The sequence below is a fragment of the Catenulispora yoronensis genome (genome assembly GCF_039531695.1).
Classification (GTDB): Bacteria; Actinomycetota; Actinomycetes; order Streptomycetales; family Catenulisporaceae; genus Catenulispora; species Catenulispora yoronensis.
Genome location: NZ_BAAAQN010000005.1, coordinates 66315 through 90492, shown reverse-complemented (window position 1 = coordinate 90492; position 24178 = coordinate 66315). Strand labels below are relative to the sequence as shown.

Sequence of the window (24178 nt, the reverse complement as noted above, 5' to 3'; positions counted from 1 at the left end):
GCGGCCGTCATCCGGCGCGCGTCGAGACCTGGAAGCTCTCGATCGTCATCGGCTTGCCGCTGACCGTCCCCGAGCCCGGACGGGCGGCGTCCGGGCCGCCGACGGAGCCCGGGAACGAGCCGCCGACGGCGACGTCGAAGATCACGAAGAACCCGTGGTGCACGGCGGCGTCCCAGGTGGCGGCATCGACCTGGGCGGCGTCCACGTGGAACACCTCGGTCCCGTCGATGGACCAGCGGATCTGTTCCGGGCTGCGCGAGCGGTCGATCTCCACCGAGTACTCATGCGGGCCGGAGGTGCAGGCCGGACAGGGATGCTCGCCGGAGCTGACGCCGCCCGGCTCGCCGCACGGACCGCCCGGCGAGATGCCGCAATGCAGGGTCGACCAGGTCGACGCCCGGCCGTTCAAGGCTTCCAGGACGTCGATCTCGCCGGCGCCCGGCCACGCCTGCGAACCGTCGCGCACCCCGCTGCCCAGCGCCCAGAACGCGGGCCAGTAGCCGGCCCCGTCCGAGGTGGTGACATCGGGCAGGGTCAGTCTGGCGCTGAGCTTCAGGACCCCGCCGGGCGGCGCCGCGAAGTCCGAACGCCGGGTCTCGACCCGTCCGGAGGTCCAGCTGCCGTCGGCGGCCCGGACCGGCGTGATGCGCAGCGCACCGGCACCGTCGAGCGCGACGTTGGCCGGGTCGCCGCTCATCGACTCCACTTCCTCGGTGCCCCAGTTCGGCGCCGGGCAGCCGGGATAGCAGTGCCCGGTGTCGACGAGCCAGTCCTGCGGCGGGAGCGGCGCGCCCGCGGGCCCCTGGAAGTCGGCCGTGTAGACCGTGCTCCAGGGCTTCGCGAACGGCAGCTGCGCACCCAATCGGGCCGCCAGCAGATAGGCGGCCGCGTTGGTGAGGTGCGAGTCGTCCCGATAGAGAAGGACGCCGTCCAACACCGCCGGGCACTTGGTGTCCGGGCACAGCAGGGAGCTGAAATCGACCGGCGTCACCCGCAGGTCCGCGGCGAGCGGATCGGCCGCCAGGGCGTCGGACCGGTTGAACGCGCAGTCCTGCCACCGCTCCTGCGCCCCGGAGACACAGACCGGGATATCGGTGTCGGGCTTCGGGGTGTCGTGGATGCCCGCGATCGGAACCCCGAGCGCGGCCAGCGCGGCCAGCGGTCCGTCCCAGGCCTTGGCGGTCTCGGCGGCCGGGGCGTACCAGTTCAGTTCGGTGACGATGATCAGGGCCGGCCGCGGCTCCTGCCGCAGCTGGTCCAGGACCGACGCGCGCCACGAGTAGCACTCGCGGTAGTCCCGGCCCAGGACCGGGCTCGTCACTTTCAGGTCGGCGAACGGGCAGCCCTGTTTGACCCGTTCCTCGACCGCCAGATGCCGGTCGGCGGCGATCCGGCTGACCGCCGAGAACCATTGGCCGGCGTGGGAATCGCCGATGAGGACGATGCGGTCGGCGGGCATTCGGTTCAGCGCCGGCGGATCAGGATCGCGGACCAGGCCGGTCGGCGAGGGACTTCCCGCCGGAGCCGGAACGAACAAGCACGGTGTGCTCACCGCGGCTTCCGGGGCGACCTCGCAAGCACCGTCCGGCGGGAAGTCCTTGCGGGCCTGGGCCGGACTCGGCACGGTGCTGCCGCCCTTCCGGTCGACCGCGGGCGCGGCCAGCAGATGCTGCCCGGTCCGCGCCGCCGCCGGCAGAGCCCTGACGTCGTACGGCTGCGTGTCGCCGAGCGCGTTCACGGCGCCGGTGCCGACCGCGAGACCGGCGGCCAGCGGCAGCATCACGGCGGTCGCGCCGATCGCCAGACCCCGCCGGGGCGTGGAGGTGATCAGCTTCGAGAAGCGCAGCGGCTGCTCGACGAGGCGCATGGTGCCGTAGGCCGGCAGCGCCGACAGCGCGGCCAGGACCGCGGCCGTCTCCCAGGGCAGGTCGCCCCACTCCGCCTGGGCCAGGACCAGGATCGGCCAGTGCCAGAGGTACAGCGCGAAGGACAGGCGGCCGACGGCGCGCGCCGGACGGACCGCCAGCAGTCCCGGCGCGGAGAGTTTGGAGTACTCCCCCGCACCGGCGAACAGAATAAGGACGGTTCCGGCGACGGGTACCAGGGCCGCCGTGCCCGGATAGGGCGTCTTGGCGTCGAAGACGACGGTCGCGGCGACGATCAGTGCCAGTCCCACGTACCCGGCGACGGTACGGAGGTGCCGCATCGCGACGGTCCGGCCGGCGACCGCGACCGCGAGGATCGCTCCGGCGCCGAACTGCCAGGCGCGGGACGGCGAGCCCATATAGGCCAGCGGGGCCGAGGTGGTCGTCCAGTACAGGGACAGGGCCAGCGACGCGGCGGACAGGATCAGGATCTCGCCGAGCACGAAGGCCCGGATCGAGCGGTTCCGCTTGCGGGCGGCGAGGATCGCGAGCAGCACCAGCGGCGCCCACACGACGTAGAACTGTTCCTCGACGCCGAGCGACCAGTAGTGCAGCAGCGGGCTCGGGGCGCGCGAGGCGGCCAGGTAGTCGGTCTGGTCGGCGACGAAGCGCCAGTTGCCGCCGTTGAGCGCGGCGGTGAGCAGGTCGTAGGCGACGTCGTGCTGGCGCAGCGGCGGCAGCACGATCCAGGTCGCGAGGGCGGTGAACAGCAGCACCACGCACGCGGCGGGCAGGATGCGCCGGGCCCGGCGGGCGTAGAACTCGGCGAGCGAGAAGGCGGGGCGGCCCAGCACCTGGCCGGTGATGAGAAAGCCGGAGACGACGAAGAACACGTCGACGCCGACGTAGCCGCCGGCCATGCCGGGCACCGCGGCGTGGAAGCCGATCACGGTGAGCACGGCGAGGGCGCGCAGTCCTTCGATGTCCGGCCGGAACTTGCGGTCGGTCACGGCTCAGCCCAGCCAGGGCAGCATCGGACGGAACGCGCCGGACGCCACCGCGCCGCCGAGGAGCAGCGCGAGGGTGATGGCGACGGCTTCGGGCCAGCGGAGGCGGTGGTCGGGGGTGGTGGCGGGATCGGGGGTGGCGGGATCGGGGGTGGCAGGATCGGGTGACACGGGTTCCCGCGAGGTACCGGCGAGTGCGGGTGCGGTCGCGTCCACGCGGTCGTCCGTTAAGGTCGGCGCCGCCGACATCTCGCTGCTCGTATCGGAATCCGCAATCGGTGTCGCGTACACGGTGTTCTCGGTGTTCCTGACGTTCTCGGCGTTCTTGGTGTTCTTGGTGTTCTTGGCGTTCTCAGCGCTCTGGGTGTTCTCAGTGCTCTGGGCGTTCGGGATGCTGGCGGTCATGCCGGCGGTACTCACTTCGACTCCTTCAACACCGGCGCGACCGGGCGACGGAAGCCCAGTGCCGGTATCAGATCCTTGATCAGCGGCACGGTGAGATACACCGTCACCGCCACGTACACGGCCACGCCCCAGAACCGGGCGGGCCCATAACGCGCGACGCCCGCGGCCAGGGCCACCACCGCCGCCCCGGTCGTCGCCCCGAGCCAGCACACCGCCAGCCGGGCGATGCCCCGGGCCAGCTTCGAGCGGCCGCCGCCGGAGCCGGTCGGCACCCAGTCGGCGCCGCGTCCGCGCAGGGTGTGCACGAGCGCCGCGCAGGCGGCGAAGGCGACCAGATAGTTGGCGCGGATCACCTCGATGCGCCATCTGCTGCGCGACACCGCCGGCAGCAGCACGAACCACACCCACAGCGGGGCCAGCAGCGGCAGCACGTGCCAGGGCCGGATCTGCTCGGGGTGCCCGGCCAGCATGATCAGCGGCGGGAGCGGGGCGGCGAAGACGTTGACCGCCATCACCACGTAGCCCAGGACGCCGTTGTAGTAGCAGACCCGGGTCCGCCAGGCCGCGCCGACCCGCTTGAGGTCGCGGCCGGTCAGCAGGTGCAGGTTGCCCATGGCCCAGCGGTACTGCTGGTTCACGTAGGCCGGCAGGCTCTCCGGCGACAGGCCCTTGGCCACGAGCACCGGCACGTACTGCGTGCGGTAGCCCTGGCCGAGCATCTCCAGGCCGGTGTACATGTCCTCGGAGTGGTCGAGCTTGGCGAAGCCGCCGATCGCGTCCAGCGCGGTGCGGCGGTAGACGGCGTTGCTCCCGCAGCAGATCGCGGCGTCGGCCGCGTCGCGCGAGGGCTGCACCCAGCGGAAGAACCATTCCTGGGCGGCGCCGGCGGCGCGCTGGAGCCAGGACATGGTCTCGTCGGTGTCGAAGAACTGCGGGCTCTGGACGATGCCGATCTCCGGGTCGGCGAGGTAGGGCACCAGGTGGTCCAGGAAGTCCGGGCGCGGGCAGAAGTCGGCGTCGAGGATGGCCACCACCTCGCCGTCGGAGACGGTCAGGGCGTGGTTCAGGTTCCCGGCCTTCTTCAGCCGGCCGCGGTCGGGCCGCACCACGTAGCGGAACCCGTACTCCCGGGCCAGGGCCGCCACTTGGGAGCTGGCGGCGTCGTCCAGGACGTACACGGCCAGGGTGCCGCGCCAGCGGACCCGGGCGACGTGGTCGTAGGCGTTGCGCAGGACGTCCAGCGGCTCGCCGCAGGTCGGCAGGTACACGTCCACGCTCGGCGCCCGCTCGGGCTGCCAGGCGCGGATCAGGACCTCGTGTCCGGCGCGGGTCAGGCGGCGCTGCTTCTGACCGTCGGCCAGGGCGAACGCCAGGCCCACCAGGTTCAGGGCCAGGACCGCGAAGAAGACCCAGAGCACCGGGGTGCGCAGGGAGAAGAAGAACAGTGTGATCGCGGTGAATATGAAGGACAAGGACGAACAGAGCAATACCCAGCGCCGCTGCGGGCCGAAGTACCAATAGAGCTCGTCGTCGTCGGGAGCTGCGGGCAGGAAAGGTGTCGATGATGTGCTCGGCGCCATGGCCGATGATCCCCCTGTGAATTCGTGCATTGACTCAACGCGACGGTATCCCGCTGGTCTAGACCTCTTGGCTACGAGCGTGTGAACGAGCCCTGAACCATGCCTTGTGACATCGGCCACTCCGACAGGTCAACGCCTTGACGGAACCGGCCGAACTGATGGCGGATCAGCCCTGCTCCGGGCCGGAAAACGGGACCCTGACCTCGGGCCCGACCGAGGCGAACAAATCTGCGCACCCTGCGTCACCGAGCAGGTTCGGAGGGTCAGGACACGAACGTGTCACAGACTCCAGGTCCGGGTTGTGGCCCCGGTGACGACGTGGATAGACACGTGGTTCGTCCCTGAAAATTTCATGAGGTTCCGGTGTCACGTCCGGAGCCCTCGGGGGCTTTTTGCACACAGGGGAAAGGGACTTCTTTCATGCCGAACGCCGCACACCGGCGGCGTGTCCAGGCGCTCGCCACGGGGGCGATAGCCGTGGTCGCCGCAGCCGCGCAGGCCATGCCGGCTCAAGCCGACGACACGCAGCACAGCAAGCACAACGACAAGACCTTGAACAACGCCCACCCGTCGTGGGCCACCGCCGACAAGGACCGCGGCGCGGTCCCGGCCTCGCAGAGCATCACCACGCGCGTGTTCCTCACCGGGCAGGACTCCGACGGGCTGGCCGCGTTCGCGCGCGCCGTCAACGACCCGACCAGCCCCGACTACGGGCACTTCCTGACCCCGGACCAGGTCAAGCAGCAGTTCGGGGCCACCCCGGCGCAGATCGCCGCGGTGCAGAAGTGGCTCCAGGACGCCGGCCTGAGCGTGGTGTCGGTCAACACCAACTGGATCGACGCCAAGGGCGAGCCGGCCGCCGTGCAGCGGGCCTTCGGCACCCAGATGAAGAACTACCAGCGGCCCGACGGCTCCGTCGGCTACGCCGCCTCCTCGGCCGCCGTGGTCCCGGCCGCGGTCGCCGACTACGTCACCGGCGTCACCGGCCTGGCGCAGGCCACGACCGCGGTGCACGTGAACTCCACCCGGGTCGACCCCGACACCAGGACCGCCGGCAGCGGCACCGGCACGACCGCGCCGAGCACCAACGGCGTCACCGCGGCGGCGTCCAACGCCCCGGCCTCCGGCTGCGGCGACTTCTGGGGCTCGCAGAGCGTGACCGGCTACCCGGCCGGCAGCAACGGCGCGAACATCCCGATCCTGCCTTGCCAGTACGGTCCCGCGCAGCTGCGCCAGGCCTACGGCCTGACCGCGGCCGGCAAGACCGGCAAGGGCGCGACCATCGCGATCGTCGACTGGTGGGCCAGCCCGACCATGGCCGGCGACGTCGCCAAGTGGGCGTCCGGCGTCGGCGACGGCACCCCGGCGTTCAAGGCCGGGCAGTACAGCGAGGTCGTGAACAAGGCCGCCTGGACCCACACCACCGACGGCATGTGCCCGTCGGCGGCCGACGAGGAGGCCCTGGACGTCGAGATGGCGCACGGGCTGGCCCCGGACGCCAACATCGTCTACGTCGGCGCGAACTCCTGCACCGACCAGGACCTGATGGCCGCCGAGCAGAAGATCGTCGACCAGCACCTGGCCGACGTGGTGTCCAACTCCTGGGGCGAGATCCTGCACTCGACCAACGGCGACCAGGACCCCGCGGTCGTCTCCCAGTACGACCGGATCTTCCAGCAGGGCGCGGCCGAGGGCATCAGCTTCCTGTTCTCCAGCGGCGACTGCGGCGACGACGACCCGGCCAACAAGGCCGGCGGCGCGGTCAACTGCAACGGCAACTCCTCGCGCCGGCAGGCCGAGTGGCCGGCCAGCTCGCAGTGGGTGACCGCGGTCGGCGGCACCACGCTGGCCACCAAGAACGCGGCCGGCGACTACGCCTGGGAAGTCGCCATGGGCGACCGCAAGGCGACGGCCAACCCCGGGGCGGCGAACTGGACCAAGGTCACCGGCGGCGTGGCCGTCCCGGGCAGCATCCCGTTCTACTTCGGGGGCGGCGGCGGCACGTCCGAGGACGAGCCCCAGCCCTGGTACCAGGCCGGCAAGGTGCCGACCGCGCTGGCCACCACGGAGGCCTCGGGGCAGACCGCGGCCCGGCCGATGCGCGTGGTCCCGGACGTGGCGATGAACGGGTCGGTGGCGACCGCCGTCCAGGTCGGCATGACCGACGACAAGGGCAACTGGACCCGGTTCGGCGCGGGCGGGACCTCGGTCGCCGCTCCGGAGTTCGCCGCGGTGCTGGCGAACGCCCGGGAGGCGGCCGGCCACTCGCTCGGGTTCGTCAACCCGGCGCTGTACTCGCTGAACGCGGGCGCGTTCCACGACGTGACCGCCCGCCCGGGCGTCACCGAGGGCATGCGGACCGCCGGCGGCGCCAGCCTGGGCACGCTGTACCAGGTCGGCCTGGACAACTCGCTGACCGCCACCCCCGGCTACGACACCGCCACCGGCCTGGGCTCGCCCAACGCCGGCTTCGTCGCCGCCCTGGCGGCGCAGAAGGCCCCGGCCGCGCCGGCCACCGCCGGCCCGGCGGTGACGCGGGTCTGGGGCAGCACGCGGTACGAGACCGCCATCGCGGTGTCGAAGAAGGCGTTCCCGACCGACCACTCGGCCCCGGCGGTCGTGCTGGCCACCGGCGGCACCTTCCCGGACGCGCTGGCCGGCGTCCCGTTCGCCAAGCAGATCAACGCGCCGCTGCTGCTCACCCCGAGCACCGCGCTCGACCCGGGCGTGGCGAACGAGATCAAGCGGGTGCTGGCCCCCGGCGGCCAGGTCTACGTGCTGGGCGGCGAGAAGGCGGTGACCCCGGCGGTGCTGGCCGCGCTGAAGCTGCCGGCCGGCCAGGTCCACCGCATCTTCGGCGACACCCGCTACACCACCTCGGTGGCGATCGCGCAGGCCATGGGCAGCCCCACCAACGTGGTGCTGGCCACCGGCCGGGACTTCCCGGACGCGCTGGCGGCCGGGCCGTACGCCTCGGACATCTTCACCGCCGACGGCAAGCCGGCGGCGATCCTGCTGACCGACGACACCAAGCTGCCGCCGGCCGCCTTCAGCTACATGGACAACCACGTCATGAACGTGGCCGCCATCGGCGTCCAGGCGTCCAAGTCGATCGCCGGGTTCCAGAACCTGGTGACCTTCCCCGGCAAGGACCGGTACGACACCGCGTCCCGGGTCGCCGCGGCGTTCACGCGCCCGCAGATCGCGGGCGTGGCCACCGGCACCGCCTTCGCCGACGCCCTCACCGGCGCGGCGCTGCTGGCCCGGTCGGACAGCCCGCTGCTGCTGACCGACCCGAAGGGGCTGTCGCCGTACACCGCCAAGGCGCTGCAAGGGCTCTCGCATGCGCTGAGCAACGGCGGCGTCGTCGACATCTTCGGTGGCCCGGTCGCGGTCACGGACGCGGTCATGAACCAGGTCGCCGGCGCGGTCGGCGGTCACGTCGTCCGCTAGGCAGGGCCACAGGGACCGTTCCCGGCAGTCGCCGGGGGCGGTCCCTCGCCTTTCGTCGCCGTTTACTCGCAGTAACTCCCCCGGCCTCGGCGACCGAACGGGGGTCTGCCATCATCCTCGAATGCGTGAACTCAATGAGCTGACGGAGGTCGCGGATCCGGCCTGGCCGGAACTGCTGACGATGATAGAAGCGTGCGCGACACCGGTGACTGCCCCGGCCGCCGATCCGGGCGAGAGCCGGCGCGGCCTGCTGCAACTCCAGGTCACCGCGCGGTCGATGCTGGGAGCCGTGACGCTGAACTGCGGCGGCCTGGTGCTGGACCACGGCTGGGTGCGGGTGTACGGCGGCGGTTCGGGGCGGGACGGCGCGCTGCCGAGCCTGGCCCGGGTGAACGGCTTCCCCGAGGAGTTCGATCCCGGCTGGCGGCCGTCGAGCGGCCTGGTGGTCGGCCACGACGTGCTCGGCGGGGTGTTCGCGCTGAACGGCGGCGACCCGGCCGCCGAGGGGCGGCCCGGGGACCCGGGGCAGATGACGTACTTCGCGCCGGACTCCCTGGAGTGGGAGGCGCTAGGGGTGGGCCACTCGGCGTGGATCCAGTGGCTGCTGGCCGGGAACGTCGCGGAGTTCTACAGCCACCTGCGATGGGACGGCTGGCAGGAAGAGGTCGCGGCGGCCGGGCCGACGCAGGGCATCACGGTGTATCCGTACCTGTGGAGCAAGGAAGCCCAGGAGGATCTGAAGGCGACGGCTCGGCGGGCTGTGCCGATGGGCGAGGTGCTGGGGATGTCCATGGACTTCGCGCGGCAGTTCGGGACGATGGATCCGGGTTTCCTCGGGAAGGTGTGATCGGGCTCTGATCTTCGTGATCAGGGCTCGGCGGGCTCGGCAGGATGTGTCCATGCCGAGCCCGCGGGGCGCGAAGCCGGGCGGATCGGATAGGGATCGGGACCCGATCGGGCGCGGATCGCGCGCGATCAGAGGCGGATCAGAGGCGGATCAGAGCCGGAACCGGCGTGGCTCAGGCGCGGAACTGGAGCGACTTCGTCTGGAGATACTCCTCCAGCCCGTAGCGCCCCAACTCGCGGCCGATGCCGGACCCCTTGTAGCCGCCGAAGGGCGCGGCGAGGTTGAACCGGCCGCCGTTGATGTCGATCTGTCCCGTGTCCATGCGGCGCGCGAACGCCACGGCCTCGGCGTCGTCGGCCGCCCACACCGCGCCGGCCAGGCCGTAGTCGGTGGCGTTGGCGATGCGCAGCGCGTCCTCGGCGTCGTGGAAGGACATCACCGAGATCACCGGCCCGAAGATCTCCTCGCGGGCCACGGCCATGTCGGTGGTGACGTCGGCCAGGATGGTCGGCCGGACGTAGAAGCCGGCGGCCAGGTCCTCCGGCGGCTGCGCGCCGCCGACCACGACGCGGGCACCCTCGGCCACGGCGTCGTTGAGATAGCCGCGGACCCGGTCCAGCTGCTTGGCGTTGACCAGCGGCCCGACCCGGGTCTCGGCCGCGGCCGGGTCTCCGGGGACGTACTTGGCGGCGGCCTCGGCGGCGATCGCCAGCGCCTCGGTGTAGTGCTCGTCGGGGACCAGCAGGCGGGTCCAGGCCGAGCAGGTCTGGCCGGAGTTGGCGAAGACGTTGGCGACGGCGGCGGTCACGGCCTTCGACAGGTCCGCGCCGGGCAGCACGACACAGGCGGACTTGCCGCCGAGCTCCAGCGTCACCCGCTTCACGCCGCGCCCCGCCTCCTCGGCGATGAGGCGGCCGACCGCGGTGGAGCCGGTGAAGGAGACCGCGTCGACGTCCGGATGCGCGGCCAGCGCCGCGCCGGCCGCCGCCCCGGTGCCGACGACCAGGTTGAACACGCCGGGCGGGAATCCGGCCTCGTCGACCAGGCGCGCGAACAGCCGGGCGACCAGCGGCGTGTCCTCGGCCGGCTTGAGCACCACGACGCAGCCCGCGGCCAGCGCCGGCACCACCTTGGCGACGATCTGGTGCAGCGGGTAGTTCCACGGCGTGATGGCCGCGACGACGCCGACCGGCTCGTGGAGCACGGTCGAGTGCCCGACGGTCTCTTCGAACTCGTAGTCGGCCAGGATCCGCAGATAGCTGTCGGCCACCCCGAGCGGCAGCCCGGCCTGCACAGACCTGGAGAAGCCGATCGGGGCCCCGAGCTCGGCGGTCACTGTCCCGGCGATCTCCTCCCGCGCCGCCGCCAGCCCGGCGACCAGCCGCCCGAGCAGCTCCAGCCGCTCGGCCTTGGCGGTGGCGCCCCAGGCCCGGGCCGCCGTGCGCGCGGCGGCCACGGCGGCGTCCACGTCCGCGGCGCCGCCGGCCGGCACCACGGCGAGCACCTCCTCGGTCGCGGGGTTGACGACGTCGAGCGTCGTGGCGGAGGCCGAGGGGATCCACTTGCCGCCGATGTACTGGTCGGTGAAGGTGAGCGTGCTCATGAGGGGCCGTCCCGGAAACTAGCGGTGGGAATTTATGCGGACGCTAGCGCCGTCCGCCGGAGGGCACAAGAACACCTGAGGGTCGGCGGCCGTGTCGTTGCTCACCCGCCGTGGGCCGAACGGGTGACTCGTTCGGCCGCCCCGCCCCCGGATGGGATAATCGTCCATATGCGCATCTACCTCGGCAGCGACCACGCCGGCTACGACCTGAAGAACCACCTCGTCTCCTGGCTGACCGCCGCCGGCCACGAAGCAGTGGACTGCGGCCCGCACGCCTTCGACGCCCAGGACGACTACCCCCCGTTCGTGATGCTGGCCGCCGCCAGGACCGCCGCCGACCCCGCCGCCCTCGGCATCGTCATCGGCGGCTCCGGCAACGGCGAGGCCATCGCCGCCAACAAGGTCGACGGCATCCGCGCCGCCCTCGCCTGGAGCGAGGAGACCGCCCGCCTGGGCCGCGAGCACAACAACGCCAACGTGATCAGCGTCGGCGCCCGCATGCACACCGAGGACGAGGCCACGAAGTTCGTCGAGGTCTTCATCACCACCCCGTTCTCCAACGAGGAGCGCCACGTCCGCCGCATCGACATGATGAGCGCCTACGAGAAGACCGGCGACCTCCCCGCGCTGCCGGCCAGCTGACCGGTTACGCCGAGGAAGACCGAGGGGTGCCGGACGGGGTGCCGAGAGCCACGACAGCGGCCCTCGGCACCGGGGGGAGCTTCAGCCGAGGAGGATCCCCTGGGTGTCCCCGGTACCGTTCCCGAAGTCCTTGGGCGCGGCCGGCGCCGGCTCACCCGGATACGTCAGGTCGAACTGGGTGACGGACGACAGGCCCTCCGCCTTGTACTGGACCAGAATCCGCCCGATGCGCCCGGACGGATCGACCCACACGTCGGCGTAGAAGGGCCCGATCTCCGACGCCATGGAGTCGATCTCACCACGCTTGTCAGTAGCGACGAACTCCGAGACCGCGCTGCGCGGATAGTCACCGCGGTACTGCGTCATGGACACGCCACGCACCGTCTGCGTACCGACCGACTTCACGTTCTCCAACCCCCCGACCTGCCGCACGAAAGCGGCGGGATCGTTCCCGGGCGTCCGGAACAGGTAGTGCGCGACCACCTTGGACCGCGGGACCTTCACCCACTGCGAGGTGCTGCCCTGCACCACCGACTTGATGAAGATGCTGTCGGCGGTGAACACCTCCGTGGCGTTCGCAGACCCCAGAGTCGCCACCAACTGCCCCGTCCCGGCCGCCATGTCGTACCCGCCGACAATGCTCACCGCCGGCGTGTCCGGCTGCCCGGCCACACTGAGCTTGATGCTCTCGGCGACATGCGCGTCAGCCTTCAACGTCGCCGCCACCGCCGCCGCGAACGCGACGGTGCCGTCCCCGCCACCGGCGGAGGCGCTGCTGGAGGAAGACGTCGTGGCAGGGGACGAACTGCCGGACGTCGCCGCGCTGGTCGCGCTGGTCGCGCTGGTCGCACTGGTCGCGCGCGTGGTGGCGACCCCGCCGACCGTCGTCGAAGACTGCGACCCGGCCGCTTTCTGCCCTGATCCCGAGGAGCACGCCGCGAGAAGAAGCACGGCGGCACCGGATACTGCTGCGAAGATTCTGTTCATTTGTTCCCCACCCCGAAGATGCCGAAAGCCCAGCTCGGGCGATCAACGCCGGGCTGGGCTTGCAGTACAGAGAGCGGATGACGGGAATCGAACCCGCACAATCTGCTTGGAAGGCAGAGACTCTACCATTGAGCTACATCCGCACCCGCGGCCCCGAAGAGTCGCGCGTGCGTCTATCTTGGCACACTCGGTGCCCGGTTCTCACCCCGGTTCTCACCCCGGTTCCCATCGCGGCCCCGCACCACCGGCCCCGCACCATCGGCCCCGCATCCCCGGCCGGGCAACATCGCTCGCGCGCCGCCGCTCACGTCCGCCAGACCACGACCAGGGCCCGGTCGTCGTTCACGTTGGCGGCCACCTCGTTGATCAGGCGGTCGGCGCCGCCGGTGAAGCCGGAGGTGAGGCGGGTCTCGGCGGCCCCGAGGAGGCGGTCGAGGCCTTCTTCGAGGTCGCGGCCGGGGCGTTCGACGAGGCCGTCGGTGAACAGCAGGAGGGCGTCGCCGCGGTCGAGGCAGCCTTCGGTGGCCGGGAACTCGGCGTCGTCGAGGATGCCGAGCAGGGGGCCGTCGGCCTCCTCGGTGGACCAGCGGCCGGTCTTGGCGGTGAGGCGGGCGATCGGGGGGTGGCCCGCGCTGTGGAAGCGGTAGTGGCCGGTTTCCAGTTCGACCACCAGGTGCACCGCGGTGGCGAAGCCCTCGTCCCAGTCCTGGCGCAGCAGGTACTTGTTCGCGGCGGTCAGGAAGTCGCGGGAGGGCACGGTGCCGAGCAGGCCGCCGAAGGCGCCGGAGAGCAGCAGGGCGCGGGTGCCGGCGGCCAGGCCCTTGCCGCTGACGTCGACCAGGCCGAGTTCCAGGGTGTGGCCGTGGGCGTGCGGGTCGTCGGGGTCGGGGTGCTCGGTGTCGAGGTGGTCGCCGGCGAGCAGGGCCGCGGCCGCGGCGGCGGGGACGGCGGCGGCCTCGGCCGGCTCGGGGCGGCGGGGCGCCGGGAAGGCGGGGTGGGACAGGGCCGCGATGAGGAAGTCGCCGGCGAAGGACTGGCCGCCGGCGGAGCGGATGGACATGTCGACGTGCCAGTCCGGCGGCAGGCGCGGGATCAGGCCCTGGGCGCGCAGGCGCTCGCGCAGGTCGAACAGCATCGCCTCGCCGCGGGTGCCCTGGACGCCCAGACGCAGGCGGGAGCGGGAAGTCAGTATCACCAGCGCCGCCGTCGCGAACACCGCCAGGGCGGCGCCGAAGGCCACGCCGGCCCGCTCGCGGTGGTAGGACACCGCCACCAGCACGGTGATGCAGACCACGAGCAGGAGCAGCTGCCCGCGCAGCTTCATCAGCAGCCCGCCGGCCAGCACCGGCAGCGCCAGCATGGCCGGCGTCCAGCCCTCGGGGAAGGCCACGGTCAGCATGCCGAAGCCGACGGCCACCATGCCCAGGGCCGGCAGCAGGTAGAGATCGGAGGCCATGGCGTGGTCGGTGATCCACCGGCCGATCCTGCCGTCCCCGAAGCGGCCGTCGCCGAAGCGACGGCGTCGCCCGGAGGCCGCTCGCCCGCCGGACCGCCCATTCCCCGAGTCCGCGGTCATGGGCGAACCATATCGGGAGGACGCCCCGTTCGTCACCCTCCGATCATCACGCGTCACGGTGCGCGGCGGAGGCCCGGGCGCAGGCGTGGCCGCCGCCCGCGGTTGTCAGGACGCTGTCGGTACCGGGGCGTCGGCGACGGGTCGGCGCGGGTCGGCGGCGCCCCGGTCCGCGCGGCTCAGGAGCCGGGCTTCTGGCACCCCGGGCACCAGAACAGGTTCCGGTCGCGCACCCCGGCGGTCGCGATCGGCGTCTCGCACACCAGGCACGGCTGCCCGGTGCGGCGGTAGGCGTAGACCTCGCCGCCGTGGTCGTCCTTGCGCGGCGGCCGCCCCATCGCCTCCGGCGTGTGCTCCGGGTGCACGGTGTCGATCCGCCCCAGCCGCACCCCCTCGGCCATCAGCGCCACCAGGTCGTCCCACATCCCGTCCCACTGCTCCCGGACCAGGTCCCGGCCCTTGCGGTAGGGGTCGATCCCAGCCCGGAACAGCACCTCGGCCCGGTAGACGTTGCCGACGCCGGACAGCACCGACTGCTCCATCAGCAGCTCGGCGACGGTCAGCGAGCTGTTCGAGACCTTGCGCCAGGCCAGGTCCGGCTCGGCGTCCGCGCGCAGCGGATCCGGCCCCAGCTTGCGCAGCATCGCCCGGCGCTCGTCGGGCCCGTACAGGTCGCAGGCCGAGGCGCCGCGCAGATCGGCGTGCCCGGACTTGCCGACCAGCCGCACCCGCACCTGCCCCACCACCGGCCCGGGCGGCTCCTCGCTGACCGCGAACTTCCCGTACAGCCCGAGGTGGACATGGATCCAGCGGTCGGCGCCGAATCCCAGGAAAAGGTGCTTTCCGTGCGCTTCCGAACCGGTGTACGGCAGCTCCGCGACCAGCTTCGCCCCCGCGTCGAAGCGCCCTTGTGGGCTCGTGACCTCGGACAACGGCGATTCAGTAGTGAGTTCGGGGGTGAACACGGCGTCGAGTTTGCCGGCAAGACGGTGAATCACGTGACCTTCGGGCATACCAAAGACACTACGCGTCCCCACCGACACTCGATCATGACGAAGGCGGAAGCCCGATGACCATTGAGAGCCTCGGCCGCAAGAACGGCCCCAAGCCCGGGGAGCACGGTCCCGCCGCCGCGCGCCACGGCCGCCGGGCCCAGCCGGAGACCCGGGCGGTCCCCACAGCCCGCCCGAAGCCGGCCCCGCCGCGATCCGTCGTCCCGGGACCGGTGGGACAGGCGGGGCAGACCGGAGCGGCGGCACAGGCGACACAGGCGGGTCAACGGGGACCGGCGAGCGAGACCGACGGCGCGAAGGCCGCCGCCAGGACCGCGGAGGCCCAGGGCGGCCGGGAACGCGGCTCGGGCGGACCAGGCGGACCGGGCGGACCGGGCGGACCGGGCGGATCCGGCGGACAGACCGCGACCGGCCAGGGCTCGAACCCGGCGCAGCGGCGCGGCCGCGGCGAGGGCAAGGCCGAAGGCCCGAACCGGGGCGGCGACCGCTCCCTCTACGACGGCGGCTCCCCCTCGGCCAACCGTCTCGGCCCGGCGAAGGCCATGCGCGCCCGCGACGTCTCCCGGCCACGCGATTGGTGAGGCCGCCGCACGCACAAAGCCCTCCGCACGCACAACAGCGACGGCGCCAGCGCCGACAACACCGACAGCATCGCCAGCGCCGACAAACGCCGAAGGCCCGTGAACCTCAGAGGTTCACGGGCCTTCGTACACTCAAGTCGGGATGACAGGATTTGAACCTGCGACATCGTGCCCCCAAAGCACGCGCGCTACCAAGCTGCGCCACATCCCGGTTCTCGCGACAGCAGGTTAGCACTGCGATCCGCCCGCGGTCCTGAGGCTTTTCCCGCTGCGCGGCGGGGATCGGGACGCGATCCCCGCCGCGGTGCGACCGGGGGCACCGATCGCGCTGTTCACACACCGATCAGCGCGATCGGCGCGCCGTCAGTCGAAGATCGGGTCCTGAGTCCGGGTGCGCTTCAGCTCGAAGAAGCCCGGCGTGGAGGCGACCAGCACGCAGCCGTCCCACAGCTTGCCGGCGGCCTCGCCCTTGGGCGCCGGGGTGACGACGGGGCCGAAGAAGGCCACGCCGTTCACCGCCACCACCGGGGTGCCGACGTCCTGGCCGACCAGGCCGATGCCCTCGGCGTGGGACTTGCGCAGGGCCTCGTCGTACCGGTCGGTGTCGACGGCGTCGGCCAGGGAGGCGGGCAGGCCGGCCTCCTCCAGGGCCTCGACGATCACCTCGCGGGTGTACGGGCGGCCGCCGGGGTGGTGGCGGTTGCCCAGAGCGGTGTAGAGCGGCAGCACAAACTCGTCGCCGTGCTCCTGCTGGGCGGCGGTCACCACGCGGACCGGGCCCCAGCCGGCGTCCAGCAGTTCGCGGTACTTCTCGGGCAGGTCGTCCCGGTGCTCGTTGAGCACGGAGAGCGACATGACGTGCCAGCGCACGTCCACGGGCCGGGTCCGCTCCACCTCCAGCATCCAGCGGGAGGTCATCCAGGCCCAGGGGCACAGCGGATCGAACCAGAAGTCGGCCACGTCGCGGGACGCGGTCTTGTCGGGGGTCGGAGAGCTCATACCCGGACCCAACACCCGAGGACCTGCGCGTAATCCCGGAGGCGTCCGACTGGACGGTCGTGCAAGGATCGATGACGAACCCATTCATCGAGGCGACAAGGAGCCGTGCAAGGGTGCCCGGTATCAATCTGACCCGCGAGGAGGCCCAGGAGCGCGCGGCGCTGCTGGACGTCCAGTCCTACGAAGTGCAGCTGGACTGGTCCGACGCCCCCGATCCGGAAGCGAAGACCTATCCGTCCGAGACGACCGTGCGGTTCCGGGCGCGGACTCCCGGTGCCTCGACCTTCATCGACCTGATCGCACCGAACGTGCGGGAGATCACGCTCAACGGCCAGGCCGTCGACCCGGCCGAGGCGTTCAAGGACAGCCGGATCGCGCTGGCCAACCTGCAGGCCGAGAACGAGCTGCGGGTGGTCGCCGACTGCGCCTACATGAACACCGGCGAGGGCCTGCACCGGATGATCGACCCGGTCGACGGCGAGGCCTACCTCTACACGCAGTTCGAGGTCCCGGACTCGCGCCGGGTGTTCGCGGTGTTCGAGCAGCCCGACCTGAAGGCGACCTTCGCCTTCACCGTGGCCGCGCCGGAGAGCTGGGAGGTCTTCTCCAACTCCCCGACCCCGGCGCCGGAGGCCCGCGGCGAGGGGGTCGCCGCCTGGGCCTTCGAGGCCACCCCGCGCGTCTCGTCGTACATCACGGCGCTGGTCGCCGGGAAGTACCACGTGGCGCGGGCCGAGCACACGACCGGGCGCGGCCAGAAGATCCCGATGGCGGTGGCGGTGCGCACCTCGCTGGCCGAGTACCTGCGTGCCGAGGAGATCTTCGAGGTCACCGGGCAGGGCTTCGACTTCTTCACGGAGAAGTTCCGGCGCGACTACCCGTTCGCCAAGTACGACCAGCTGTTCGTGCCGGAGTTCAACGCCGGGGCGATGGAGAACGCCGGCTGCGTCACCTTCCGCGAGGAGATGATCTTCCGCTCGAAGGTCACCGACGCCGCCTACGAGCAGCGCGCCGAGGTCATCCTGCACGAGATGGCGCACATGTGGTTCGGCGACCTGGTCACCATGCAGTGGTGGAACGACCTGTGGCTGAACGAGTCGTTCGCGACCTTCACCGCGTTCTACGCGATGGTCGCGGCCACCCGGTTCCGGGACGGCTGGACCACCTTCGCCAACGGCGAGAAGACCTGGGGCTACCGCCAGGACCAGCTGCCCAGCACGCATCCGATCGTCGCGGAGATCCGCGACCTGGACGACGTGATGGTCAACTTCGACGGCATCACCTACGCCAAGGGCGCCTCGGTGCTCAAGCAGCTGGTGGCCTGGGTCGGCGACGACCACTTCTTCGAGGGCGTCCGCACCTACTTCGACCGCCACGCCTGGGGCAACACCACGCTGGCCGACCTGCTCGGCGCGCTGGAGGAGACCTCGGGCCGGGACCTGAAGGAGTGGTCCAAGCTCTGGCTGGAGACCGCCGGGCCGAACACCCTGCGCCCGGTCTACGAGGTCGACGCCGACGGCGCCTTCACCGCGTTCGCGGTGGAGCAGGAGGGCTTCTCCGAGCAGTACCCGACGCTGCGCCCGCACCGGCTGGCCATCGGCCTGTACAACCTGGTCGACGGCGCCCTGGTGCGCACCGGCCGGGTCGAGCTGGACGTCACCGGCGCCCGCACCGAGGTGGCCGAGCTGATCGGCCAGGCCCGCCCGGCGCTGGTGCTGCTCAACGACGACGACCTCACCTACGCCCGGATCCGCCTGGACGAGCACTCGATGGCGACTCTGGTGGCGCACATCGGCGACTTCGCCGAGCCGCTGCCGCGCACCCTGTGCTGGGGAGCGGCCTGGGACATGCTCCGCAACGCCGAGCTGGCCGCGCGCGACTACGTCAAGCTGGTGCTCGGCGGCGTCGGCCGGGAGAGCGACATCGGCGTCGCGCAGCTGTTGCAGCGCCAGTCGCTGTCGGCGGTCGAGCTGTTCGCCGACCCGGCCTGGCGCCCGACCGGGCAGGCCGAGCTGGCCGACGCCTCCTGGCAGCACCTGCAGGCCGCCGAGCCGGGTTCGGACTTCCAGCTGGCCTGGACCCGCGCCTTCGCCGGCACCGCCCGCACCGAGGAGCAGCTGGACTACGTCGCGGCGCTGCTGGACGGCTCGCAGGAGCTCACCGGCCTGACCGTCGACACCGAGATGCGCTGGACCCTGCTGCTGAGCCTGGTCGTCTCCGGCCGGGCCGACCTGCCGGAGATCGAGGCGGAGCTGGAGCGGGACAAGACGGCCACCGGCGAGCGCTACGCGCTCCAGGCCCGCGCCGCCCGGCCCACCGCCGAGGCCAAGGCCGAGGCCTGGGCGTCGGTGGTGGAGGGCGACTCGCTGGCCAACCACACCGTGGCCTCGGTGATCAGCGGGTTCCAGTCCACGCCGGCCGAGAAGCGCGAGGAGCTGCTCAAGCCCTACGTCGCGAAGTACTTCGAGACCGTCGAGGGCGTGTGGAACTCTCGCACGCACGAGATCGCCACCCAGATCGCGACCGGGCTGTACCCGACCTTCGTGATCGAGCAGGGCACGCTGGACGCCACCGCGCAGTTCCTGGACGGCGCGCAGCCGGTGCCGGCGCTGCGCCGCCTGATCGTGGAGGCCGCGGACACCGTCACGCGGTGCCTGAAGGCGCAGGAGAAGGACCGGTCGGCGGCCTGATCGGAGGCTGACGGCCGATCCACGAAAAGCAAGAACGGAACGGCCCGGGCGGAGCTCCGCCCGGGCCGTTCCGTTCTGCTTGCCGGTTGCTTCTCCGAACTTCTACGGCTGCCCGCCGTGCAGCACCGGCGCCTTCTGCGCGTGCTCCATCAGCGAGCCGAGCCCGTTGACGATGCCGCCGGCCAGGTCGCCGAGCGCGAACGTGGAGGCCATCGCGGCCGCGGCCAGGGCCGCGGCCCGGTCGTCGACCTGGCGCTTGGCCTCGACGCCGGTCACGATCTCCAGCTGGTTGCGCCGCGGGTCGACGACCACCAGCACGGCCTGGTCGGCGTCGGCCAGCCGCCGTTGCAACCGCAGGGCCTGGGCCCGCAGGTCGCCCTCGACCGAGCCGACGTAGACCGAGAACCGCAGACCGGTCTGCGCCTCGGCGGTGGCGATCGCCTTGGCGATGTCCTGTTCCTGTCGGGCGCTGAACGCGTCACCAGCGGGCACTGGCGCCTCCCTCGGTCTGGGCCACCGTGGCGACCGCGGTGAGCTCCTTGAGCGAGGTGCCGGTCAGCGCGCGGCCGGCGGCGTCGCCGTGCTCGTCGCGGGGACCGCCGAACCAGACCGGCGCGGCCCACCAGCTGAGCTGGTGCGGGCGGTACCGGTTGCCGCGCGCGATCGACGGGGCGAGCACCAGCAGCGCGATCACCACGAAGATCGCCAGCGGGATGCCGATGTAGACGAGGATGGTGGCGACGGCGGACATGCCGGGGCCCGGTTCGTCGCCGGCGTCCCGGTGCAGGGCGAACGCCGGGGCCGTGAGCAGCAGGGGCACCGCCGCCAGAGCGCCAACCGTCGCCGCCCGCAACGCCCGGCGCGTGCGCGCATCGGGGATGGTCGGTGTTTTCACGCCTCCACCGTATCTGACGTGGCCTCACGCTCGAAAAGCAGGGGCCGCCCCCGGAGCCGATGCTCCGGGGGCGGCCCACAACACGGTGCCGGCTAAAGGATGCGCACGTCAGGCGGCCGCGAACGCGCCGTCGAACGTGAACCCCTTCGCGTCGCCGCCATACGCCTCCAAATACGGCGTCCAGCGCGGGTCTTGTCTTCCTGAGGACAGGATCCGCCAAGCCGAACCGGCCGGCTGCACCGGGGCCCGGCGCATGCGCCAGCCCAGGTCCGAGAACGGACGGTCCGCCTTCACATGGTTGCAGCGGCGGCAGGCCGAGACGACGTTGTCCCAGGCGTGCTGGCCGCCGCGCGAGCGCGGTATCACGTGGTCGATGCTGGTCGCCGGGGCGTCGCAGTAGACGCACCGGCCGCCGTCGCGCGCGAAGATCGCGCGGCGGGTCAGCGGTACCGCCCGGCGGTTCGGGACCTTGATGTAGCGGGTCAGCCGGATCACCGAGGGGGCGGGCATCGACCAGGTGGCCGCGTGGAGCAGGTCGCCGGATCCCTCAAGGGTGACGGCCTTGTCGCTGAGGATCAGAACCACTGCGCGGCGTTGGCTCACGACGCATAACGGCTCATACGAAGCGTTCAAAAGTAGTGCGTGCGGCACTGATGGCCTCCTGACCGAGTCCGACGCGTGGCTCGCGCCGGAGCTAGCGTTCCCGGCCCGCATTCGCCCACCCCGCAATGCGACTGACGCTCAGCTGGGGCATCGGTGCATGTCGGAGCACTTGTCCGCGGATCGGTTCACGGGTAGATCCAGTCTGTCCGCTGTTGTGGTTCCCGCGCTACCAGATTTCACGCACATCTTCAAAATCATGCGTCACGAGCGGGTTAACGCAGCTCGACCACAAGACATAGTGTTCTGCGGGCATGTCGCGCTTCCCTCTTCCGGAAAACCGCGGGGCCGGTAATCGCCGACATTCCGGGCTTTCCTCGCAGGGCCCTCGCCCTGGAACAGCCGGCGGGCACCGTGGAAGGCTGATCGTCATGGATCTCCGCATTCTCACCGAACCGCAGCAGGGCGCTTCCTACGACACCCTGCTCCGGGTCGCGCGCGCCGCCGAGGACCTCGGCTTCGGCGGCTTCTTCCGGTCCGACCACGTGCTGCGCGGCGGCACCGGCGACGGCCTGCCCGGCCCGACCGACTGCTGGACCACGCTGGCCGGCCTGGCCCGGGAGACCACGAGGATCCGGCTGGGCTCGCTGGTGACGCCGGTGACCTTCCGGCTGCCGGGCCCGCTGGCGATCCAGGTGGCGCAGGTGGACCAGATGTCCGGCGGCCGGGTCGAGCTGGGCCTGGGCACCGGCTGGGACGCCGCGGAGCACGCCGCCTACGGGATCCCCTTCCCGGCGAAGCGGTTCGACCGGCTGGAGGAGCAGCTGGAGATCGTCAAGGGCCTGTGGGCCACCCCGGAAGGGGAGACCTATTCCTTCCAGGGCGCGCACTACCGGCTCGCCGACTCCCCGGCGCTGCCCAAGCCGGCGCAGCGGCCGCATCCGCCGATCATCGTCGGCGGCCGCGGGCCCGAGCGGACCCCGCGGCTGGCCGCGCGGTTCGCCACCGAGTACAACTCGAACTTCCGTCCGGCCGACCAGGTCGCCGAGAGCTACACCCGGGTCCGCGAGGCGTGCACGGCGATCGGGCGCGATCCGGGCTCGCTGACCCTGTCGGTGACGCTGGTCGTGGCCTGCGGCCGTACCGACGCCGAGATCGAACGCCGGGCCGAGGCGATCGCCCGGATCACTCCGCCGAACCAGGTGATCCTGCGGTTCACGCCGGAGCAGCTGTTGGAGAGACTTGGTGAATATCACGCGATCGGCACCCGGCGCGTCTACCTGCGGACCTTCGACCTCGCGGATCTGGACCAGGTCGAGCTGATCGGCTCCGCAGTCCTGCCTCGGGCCGGAATCCTCTAATCTGGCGGGTGATTCGTTCTGTCGTCCAGATGATTCGTGAGGCCCCGAACCCCGTGTCCGCCCCAGTTCCCGCCTTCGCCTTCGAGAGCGCGGCCCCGTCGGCCGCGCCGACGTCGACTCCCGACACGTCGCTGAGCGAGAAAACCAGAAGCGTGGGCAACTGGTTCAGCGACCACTCGGGCGCGATAGTCACCGACGTGATCACCATCGTGGCGATCATCGTGGTGGCGCTGGTCATCCGGAAGATCACGCTGACCTTCATCCACCGCGCGGTGGACAAGGCCGCGATGCGGGCGGAGTCCAAGCCGGGCCGGTTCCTGGAGGCCGGGCTGCTGATGGGCGCCGAGCGCCGGTTGCAGCGCACCCGGGCCCTGGGCTCGGTGCTGAGCAGCATCGCCAGCGCCGCCATCATGATCATCGCGGCCCTGATGATCATCGACCAGCTGCACATCTCCACCGGCCCGATCCTGGCCAGCGTCGGCGTGATAAGCGCCGCCATCGGCTTCGGGGCCCGCGACGTCGTCACCGATCTACTGGCCGGCATCTTCATGATCATGGAGGACCAGTACGGGGTCGGCGACTACATCGACGCCGGCGACGCCAAGGGCACCGTGGAGGACGTGGGCCTGCGCATCACCCAGCTGCGGGACTACGACGGTGTGGTCTGGTACGTGCGCAACGGCACCATAAAGCGGATCGGGAACCAGTCGCAGGGCTACTCCCGCGCGATCGTCGACGTGCCGATCCCCTATACCGAGAACCCGGGCAAGGTCCGGGAGCTGATGGTCCGGGCCGCGCACCAGATGTTCGACGACCCGGAGTGGAAGGACAGCTTCCTGACCGAGGTGCCGACCATCGCGGGCATCGAGTCCATCGAGGGCGACCACATGATGATGCGGGTGTCGGTGCGCACGGCGGCGCGGCGCAGCGCCGAGGTCGCGCGCGAGCTGCGCGGCCGGCTGATCACCGAGTTCGACGAGGCCGGAGTGAAGGTCGGCGTCCCGGCCGCCGCCGGGACCCCCGGGCCGGACCAGCTGCCCGCCGCGCGGGCGGCGGTGGAGCCGGGCCTGAGCACCGAGGCCTGACCCGGCCGCCCGGGCCCGCCGGCCGAGGTTCCAGGGCTTCCATCGACCGGGGTCCATCGACCGGTTGACCCCCGGACTCAACCGGTCGCACCTCATGCCGCCCCCGGCCCCGCGGCCACGCTGGAGGCATGACCACAGCACTGCGCGCCAGGGGGCTGCGCAAGAACTACGGGGACGCCGCGGCACTCGACGGTGTCGACTTGGACGTCGCGACCGGCGAGATCTTCGCGCTGCTGGGTCCGAACGGCGCCGGCAAGAGCACCGCCGTGGAGATCCTGGAAGGACTACGGGACCGCGACAGCGGCGAGGTGTCGGTGCTCGGGACGGATCCGGCGCGGGCCGACCACCGGTGGCGGGCCCGGATCGGGGTCGTGCTGCAGGAGGCCCGCGACTTCACGATGCTGCGGGTCGGCGAGGCCGTGCGGCAGTTCGGCTCCTACTATCCGGCGCACCGCGATCCGGACGAGGTGCTCGCCGCGGTCGGCCTGACCGAGCAGACCCGCACCCTGACCTCCCGGCTCTCCGGCGGCCAGCGCCGGCGCCTGGACGTGGCCCTGGGCATCGTCGGCGGTCCCGAGCTGCTGTTCCTGGACGAGCCGACGACCGGGTTCGACCCGGCCGCCCGCCGGCAGTTCTGGGAGCTGATCCGGTCGCTGCGCTCGTCCGGCACCACCGTGCTGCTGACCACGCACTACCTGGACGAGGCCGAGGCGCTGGCCGACCGGGTCGGCGTGCTGGTGCGCGGCCGGCTGGTGGAGGTGGCCGCGCCGGAGCGGCTCGGCGGCCGGGACCGGGCCGAGGCGGTCGTGACCTGGGAGGAGGACGGGAAGCGTTGCGAGCAGGCGACCCCGGAGCCGACCCGGTTCATCGCCGAGCTGGCCACCTTGTTCCACGGCGAGATCCCGGGGCTGTCGGTGGTGCGGCCGTCGCTGGAGGACATCTACCTCGACCTGATCGGGTCGGAGTCGGAGCACGAGGGGGGACGGTGAGCA

19 protein-coding genes and 2 tRNA genes are annotated in these 24178 nt (G+C 71.8%); 8 read left to right on the top strand and 13 right to left on the bottom strand.

Annotated features, from left to right (window positions below):
* Nucleotides 1-7: 7 nt before the first annotated feature.
* Genes ABD481_RS05775 through ABD481_RS05765 form a run of 3 tightly spaced genes read right to left on the bottom strand, consistent with a single transcriptional unit; the run spans nucleotide 8 to nucleotide 4857 of the window.
* On the bottom strand, nucleotides 8-2875 hold the full coding sequence (locus ABD481_RS05775) for an acyltransferase family protein (protein ID WP_344664469.1): 2868 nt from the start codon (nucleotides 2873-2875) through the stop codon (nucleotides 8-10).
* Nucleotides 2876-2878: 3 nt separating this feature from the next.
* On the bottom strand, nucleotides 2879-3292 hold the full coding sequence (locus tag ABD481_RS05770; protein ID WP_344664468.1) for a hypothetical protein: 414 nt from the start codon (nucleotides 3290-3292) through the stop codon (nucleotides 2879-2881).
* On the bottom strand, nucleotides 3289-4857 hold the full coding sequence (locus ABD481_RS05765; RefSeq protein ID WP_344664467.1) for a glycosyltransferase family 2 protein: 1569 nt from the start codon (nucleotides 4855-4857) through the stop codon (nucleotides 3289-3291). Before ABD481_RS05765 ends, ABD481_RS05770 begins: the two co-directional genes overlap by 4 nt.
* Before the next feature lie 420 nt (nucleotides 4858-5277).
* Between ABD481_RS05765 and ABD481_RS05760 the strand changes: the two genes are divergently transcribed.
* Nucleotides 5278-8310: a cell wall-binding repeat-containing protein gene (locus ABD481_RS05760; protein WP_344664466.1), complete on the top strand. Its 3033-nt coding sequence runs from the start codon at nucleotides 5278-5280 to the stop codon at nucleotides 8308-8310.
* Nucleotides 8311-8431: 121 nt separating this feature from the next.
* Nucleotides 8432-9157: a DUF2625 domain-containing protein gene (locus tag ABD481_RS05755; RefSeq protein WP_344664465.1), complete on the top strand. Its 726-nt coding sequence runs from the start codon at nucleotides 8432-8434 to the stop codon at nucleotides 9155-9157.
* Between the two features lie 172 nt (nucleotides 9158-9329).
* On the opposite strand, the gene ABD481_RS05750 is transcribed toward ABD481_RS05755, so the two are convergent.
* Complete coding sequence (locus ABD481_RS05750) at nucleotides 9330-10760, bottom strand: aldehyde dehydrogenase family protein (RefSeq protein WP_344664464.1); 1431 nt, start codon at nucleotides 10758-10760, stop codon at nucleotides 9330-9332.
* Nucleotides 10761-10928: 168 nt separating this feature from the next.
* Here ABD481_RS05750 and ABD481_RS05745 point away from each other — a divergent pair, with 168 nt between their 5' ends.
* A complete protein-coding gene (locus tag ABD481_RS05745; RefSeq protein WP_344664463.1) occupies nucleotides 10929-11402 on the top strand; it encodes a ribose-5-phosphate isomerase in 474 nt (157 codons plus the stop codon).
* Nucleotides 11403-11483: 81 nt separating this feature from the next.
* On the opposite strand, the gene ABD481_RS05740 is transcribed toward ABD481_RS05745, so the two are convergent.
* From ABD481_RS05740 to ABD481_RS05725, 4 genes are all read right to left on the bottom strand, one after another.
* Entirely contained in the window at nucleotides 11484-12389 is a 906-nt protein-coding gene (locus tag ABD481_RS05740; RefSeq protein WP_344664462.1) for a hypothetical protein, read from the bottom strand.
* A 72-nt stretch (nucleotides 12390-12461) separates the two neighbouring features.
* Nucleotides 12462-12532: transfer RNA gene (locus ABD481_RS05735), tRNA-Gly, on the bottom strand.
* Between the two features lie 161 nt (nucleotides 12533-12693).
* Nucleotides 12694-13965 carry a PP2C family protein-serine/threonine phosphatase gene (locus tag ABD481_RS05730; protein ID WP_344664461.1) on the bottom strand — a complete coding sequence of 424 codons (1272 nt, stop codon included), beginning with the start codon at nucleotides 13963-13965 and terminating at the stop codon, nucleotides 12694-12696.
* A gap of 176 nt (nucleotides 13966-14141) precedes the next feature.
* Nucleotides 14142-14975 (bottom strand): Fpg/Nei family DNA glycosylase, encoded by an 834-nt coding sequence (locus tag ABD481_RS05725; RefSeq protein ID WP_344664460.1) that lies wholly within the window; start codon nucleotides 14973-14975, stop codon nucleotides 14142-14144.
* A gap of 56 nt (nucleotides 14976-15031) precedes the next feature.
* Between ABD481_RS05725 and ABD481_RS05720 the strand changes: the two genes are divergently transcribed.
* Nucleotides 15032-15556 carry a hypothetical protein gene (locus ABD481_RS05720; RefSeq protein ID WP_344664459.1) on the top strand — a complete coding sequence of 175 codons (525 nt, stop codon included), beginning with the start codon at nucleotides 15032-15034 and terminating at the stop codon, nucleotides 15554-15556.
* 137 nt (nucleotides 15557-15693) lie between these two features.
* On the opposite strand, the gene ABD481_RS05715 is transcribed toward ABD481_RS05720, so the two are convergent.
* Nucleotides 15694-15767 (bottom strand) — tRNA-Pro (locus ABD481_RS05715).
* A gap of 152 nt (nucleotides 15768-15919) precedes the next feature.
* Nucleotides 15920-16555, bottom strand: coding sequence for a mycothiol-dependent nitroreductase Rv2466c family protein (locus ABD481_RS05710; protein WP_344664458.1), 636 nt, complete (start codon nucleotides 16553-16555; stop codon nucleotides 15920-15922).
* Nucleotides 16556-16668: 113 nt separating this feature from the next.
* On the opposite strand from ABD481_RS05710, the gene pepN reads away from it, so the two are divergent.
* On the top strand, nucleotides 16669-19245 hold the full coding sequence (gene pepN, locus ABD481_RS05705) for an aminopeptidase N (protein WP_344664457.1): 2577 nt from the start codon (nucleotides 16669-16671) through the stop codon (nucleotides 19243-19245).
* A gap of 102 nt (nucleotides 19246-19347) precedes the next feature.
* Here pepN and ABD481_RS05700 read toward each other — a convergent pair whose 3' ends face one another.
* The 3 genes from ABD481_RS05700 to ABD481_RS05690 all read right to left on the bottom strand — a co-directional run bounded on the left by ABD481_RS05700 (nucleotide 19348) and on the right by ABD481_RS05690 (nucleotide 20791).
* Nucleotides 19348-19737 (bottom strand): DUF5130 family protein, encoded by a 390-nt coding sequence (locus ABD481_RS05700; RefSeq protein WP_344664456.1) that lies wholly within the window; start codon nucleotides 19735-19737, stop codon nucleotides 19348-19350.
* Nucleotides 19724-20140: an aa3-type cytochrome oxidase subunit CtaJ gene (gene ctaJ, locus ABD481_RS05695; protein WP_344664455.1), complete on the bottom strand. Its 417-nt coding sequence runs from the start codon at nucleotides 20138-20140 to the stop codon at nucleotides 19724-19726. The genes ABD481_RS05700 and ctaJ overlap by 14 nt, the downstream gene beginning before the upstream one ends.
* A gap of 108 nt (nucleotides 20141-20248) precedes the next feature.
* On the bottom strand, nucleotides 20249-20791 hold the full coding sequence (locus ABD481_RS05690) for an HNH endonuclease (RefSeq protein ID WP_344664454.1): 543 nt from the start codon (nucleotides 20789-20791) through the stop codon (nucleotides 20249-20251).
* A 380-nt stretch (nucleotides 20792-21171) separates the two neighbouring features.
* On the opposite strand from ABD481_RS05690, the gene ABD481_RS05685 reads away from it, so the two are divergent.
* The 3 genes from ABD481_RS05685 to ABD481_RS05675 all read left to right on the top strand — a co-directional run bounded on the left by ABD481_RS05685 (nucleotide 21172) and on the right by ABD481_RS05675 (nucleotide 24175).
* Nucleotides 21172-22101, top strand: a complete 930-nt coding sequence (locus ABD481_RS05685; RefSeq protein ID WP_344664453.1) for an LLM class F420-dependent oxidoreductase — start codon at nucleotides 21172-21174, stop codon at nucleotides 22099-22101.
* Between the two features lie 29 nt (nucleotides 22102-22130).
* Complete coding sequence (locus ABD481_RS05680) at nucleotides 22131-23186, top strand: mechanosensitive ion channel family protein (protein ID WP_344664452.1); 1056 nt, start codon at nucleotides 22131-22133, stop codon at nucleotides 23184-23186.
* 128 nt (nucleotides 23187-23314) lie between these two features.
* Nucleotides 23315-24175, top strand: a complete 861-nt coding sequence (locus ABD481_RS05675; protein WP_344664451.1) for an ABC transporter ATP-binding protein — start codon at nucleotides 23315-23317, stop codon at nucleotides 24173-24175.
* The last annotated feature ends 3 nt before the right edge of the window (nucleotides 24176-24178 follow it).

Coding starts and splice junctions, on each gene's coding strand:
- ABD481_RS05765 (WP_344664467.1), bottom strand. CDS start 4,857: ATGGCGCCGAGCACATCATCGACACCTTTCCTGCCCGCAGCTCCCGAC.
- ABD481_RS05760 (WP_344664466.1), top strand. CDS start 5,278: ATGCCGAACGCCGCACACCGGCGGCGTGTCCAGGCGCTCGCCACGGGG.
- ABD481_RS05755 (WP_344664465.1), top strand. CDS start 8,432: ATGCGTGAACTCAATGAGCTGACGGAGGTCGCGGATCCGGCCTGGCCG.
- ABD481_RS05750 (WP_344664464.1), bottom strand. CDS start 10,760: ATGAGCACGCTCACCTTCACCGACCAGTACATCGGCGGCAAGTGGATC.
- ABD481_RS05745 (WP_344664463.1), top strand. CDS start 10,929: ATGCGCATCTACCTCGGCAGCGACCACGCCGGCTACGACCTGAAGAAC.
- ABD481_RS05740 (WP_344664462.1), bottom strand. CDS start 12,389: ATGAACAGAATCTTCGCAGCAGTATCCGGTGCCGCCGTGCTTCTTCTC.
- ABD481_RS05730 (WP_344664461.1), bottom strand. CDS start 13,965: ATGACCGCGGACTCGGGGAATGGGCGGTCCGGCGGGCGAGCGGCCTCC.
- ABD481_RS05725 (WP_344664460.1), bottom strand. CDS start 14,975: ATGCCCGAAGGTCACGTGATTCACCGTCTTGCCGGCAAACTCGACGCC.
- ABD481_RS05720 (WP_344664459.1), top strand. CDS start 15,032: ATGACCATTGAGAGCCTCGGCCGCAAGAACGGCCCCAAGCCCGGGGAG.
- ABD481_RS05710 (WP_344664458.1), bottom strand. CDS start 16,555: ATGAGCTCTCCGACCCCCGACAAGACCGCGTCCCGCGACGTGGCCGAC.
- ABD481_RS05685 (WP_344664453.1), top strand. CDS start 21,172: ATGGATCTCCGCATTCTCACCGAACCGCAGCAGGGCGCTTCCTACGAC.
- ABD481_RS05680 (WP_344664452.1), top strand. CDS start 22,131: ATGATTCGTGAGGCCCCGAACCCCGTGTCCGCCCCAGTTCCCGCCTTC.
- ABD481_RS05675 (WP_344664451.1), top strand. CDS start 23,315: ATGACCACAGCACTGCGCGCCAGGGGGCTGCGCAAGAACTACGGGGAC.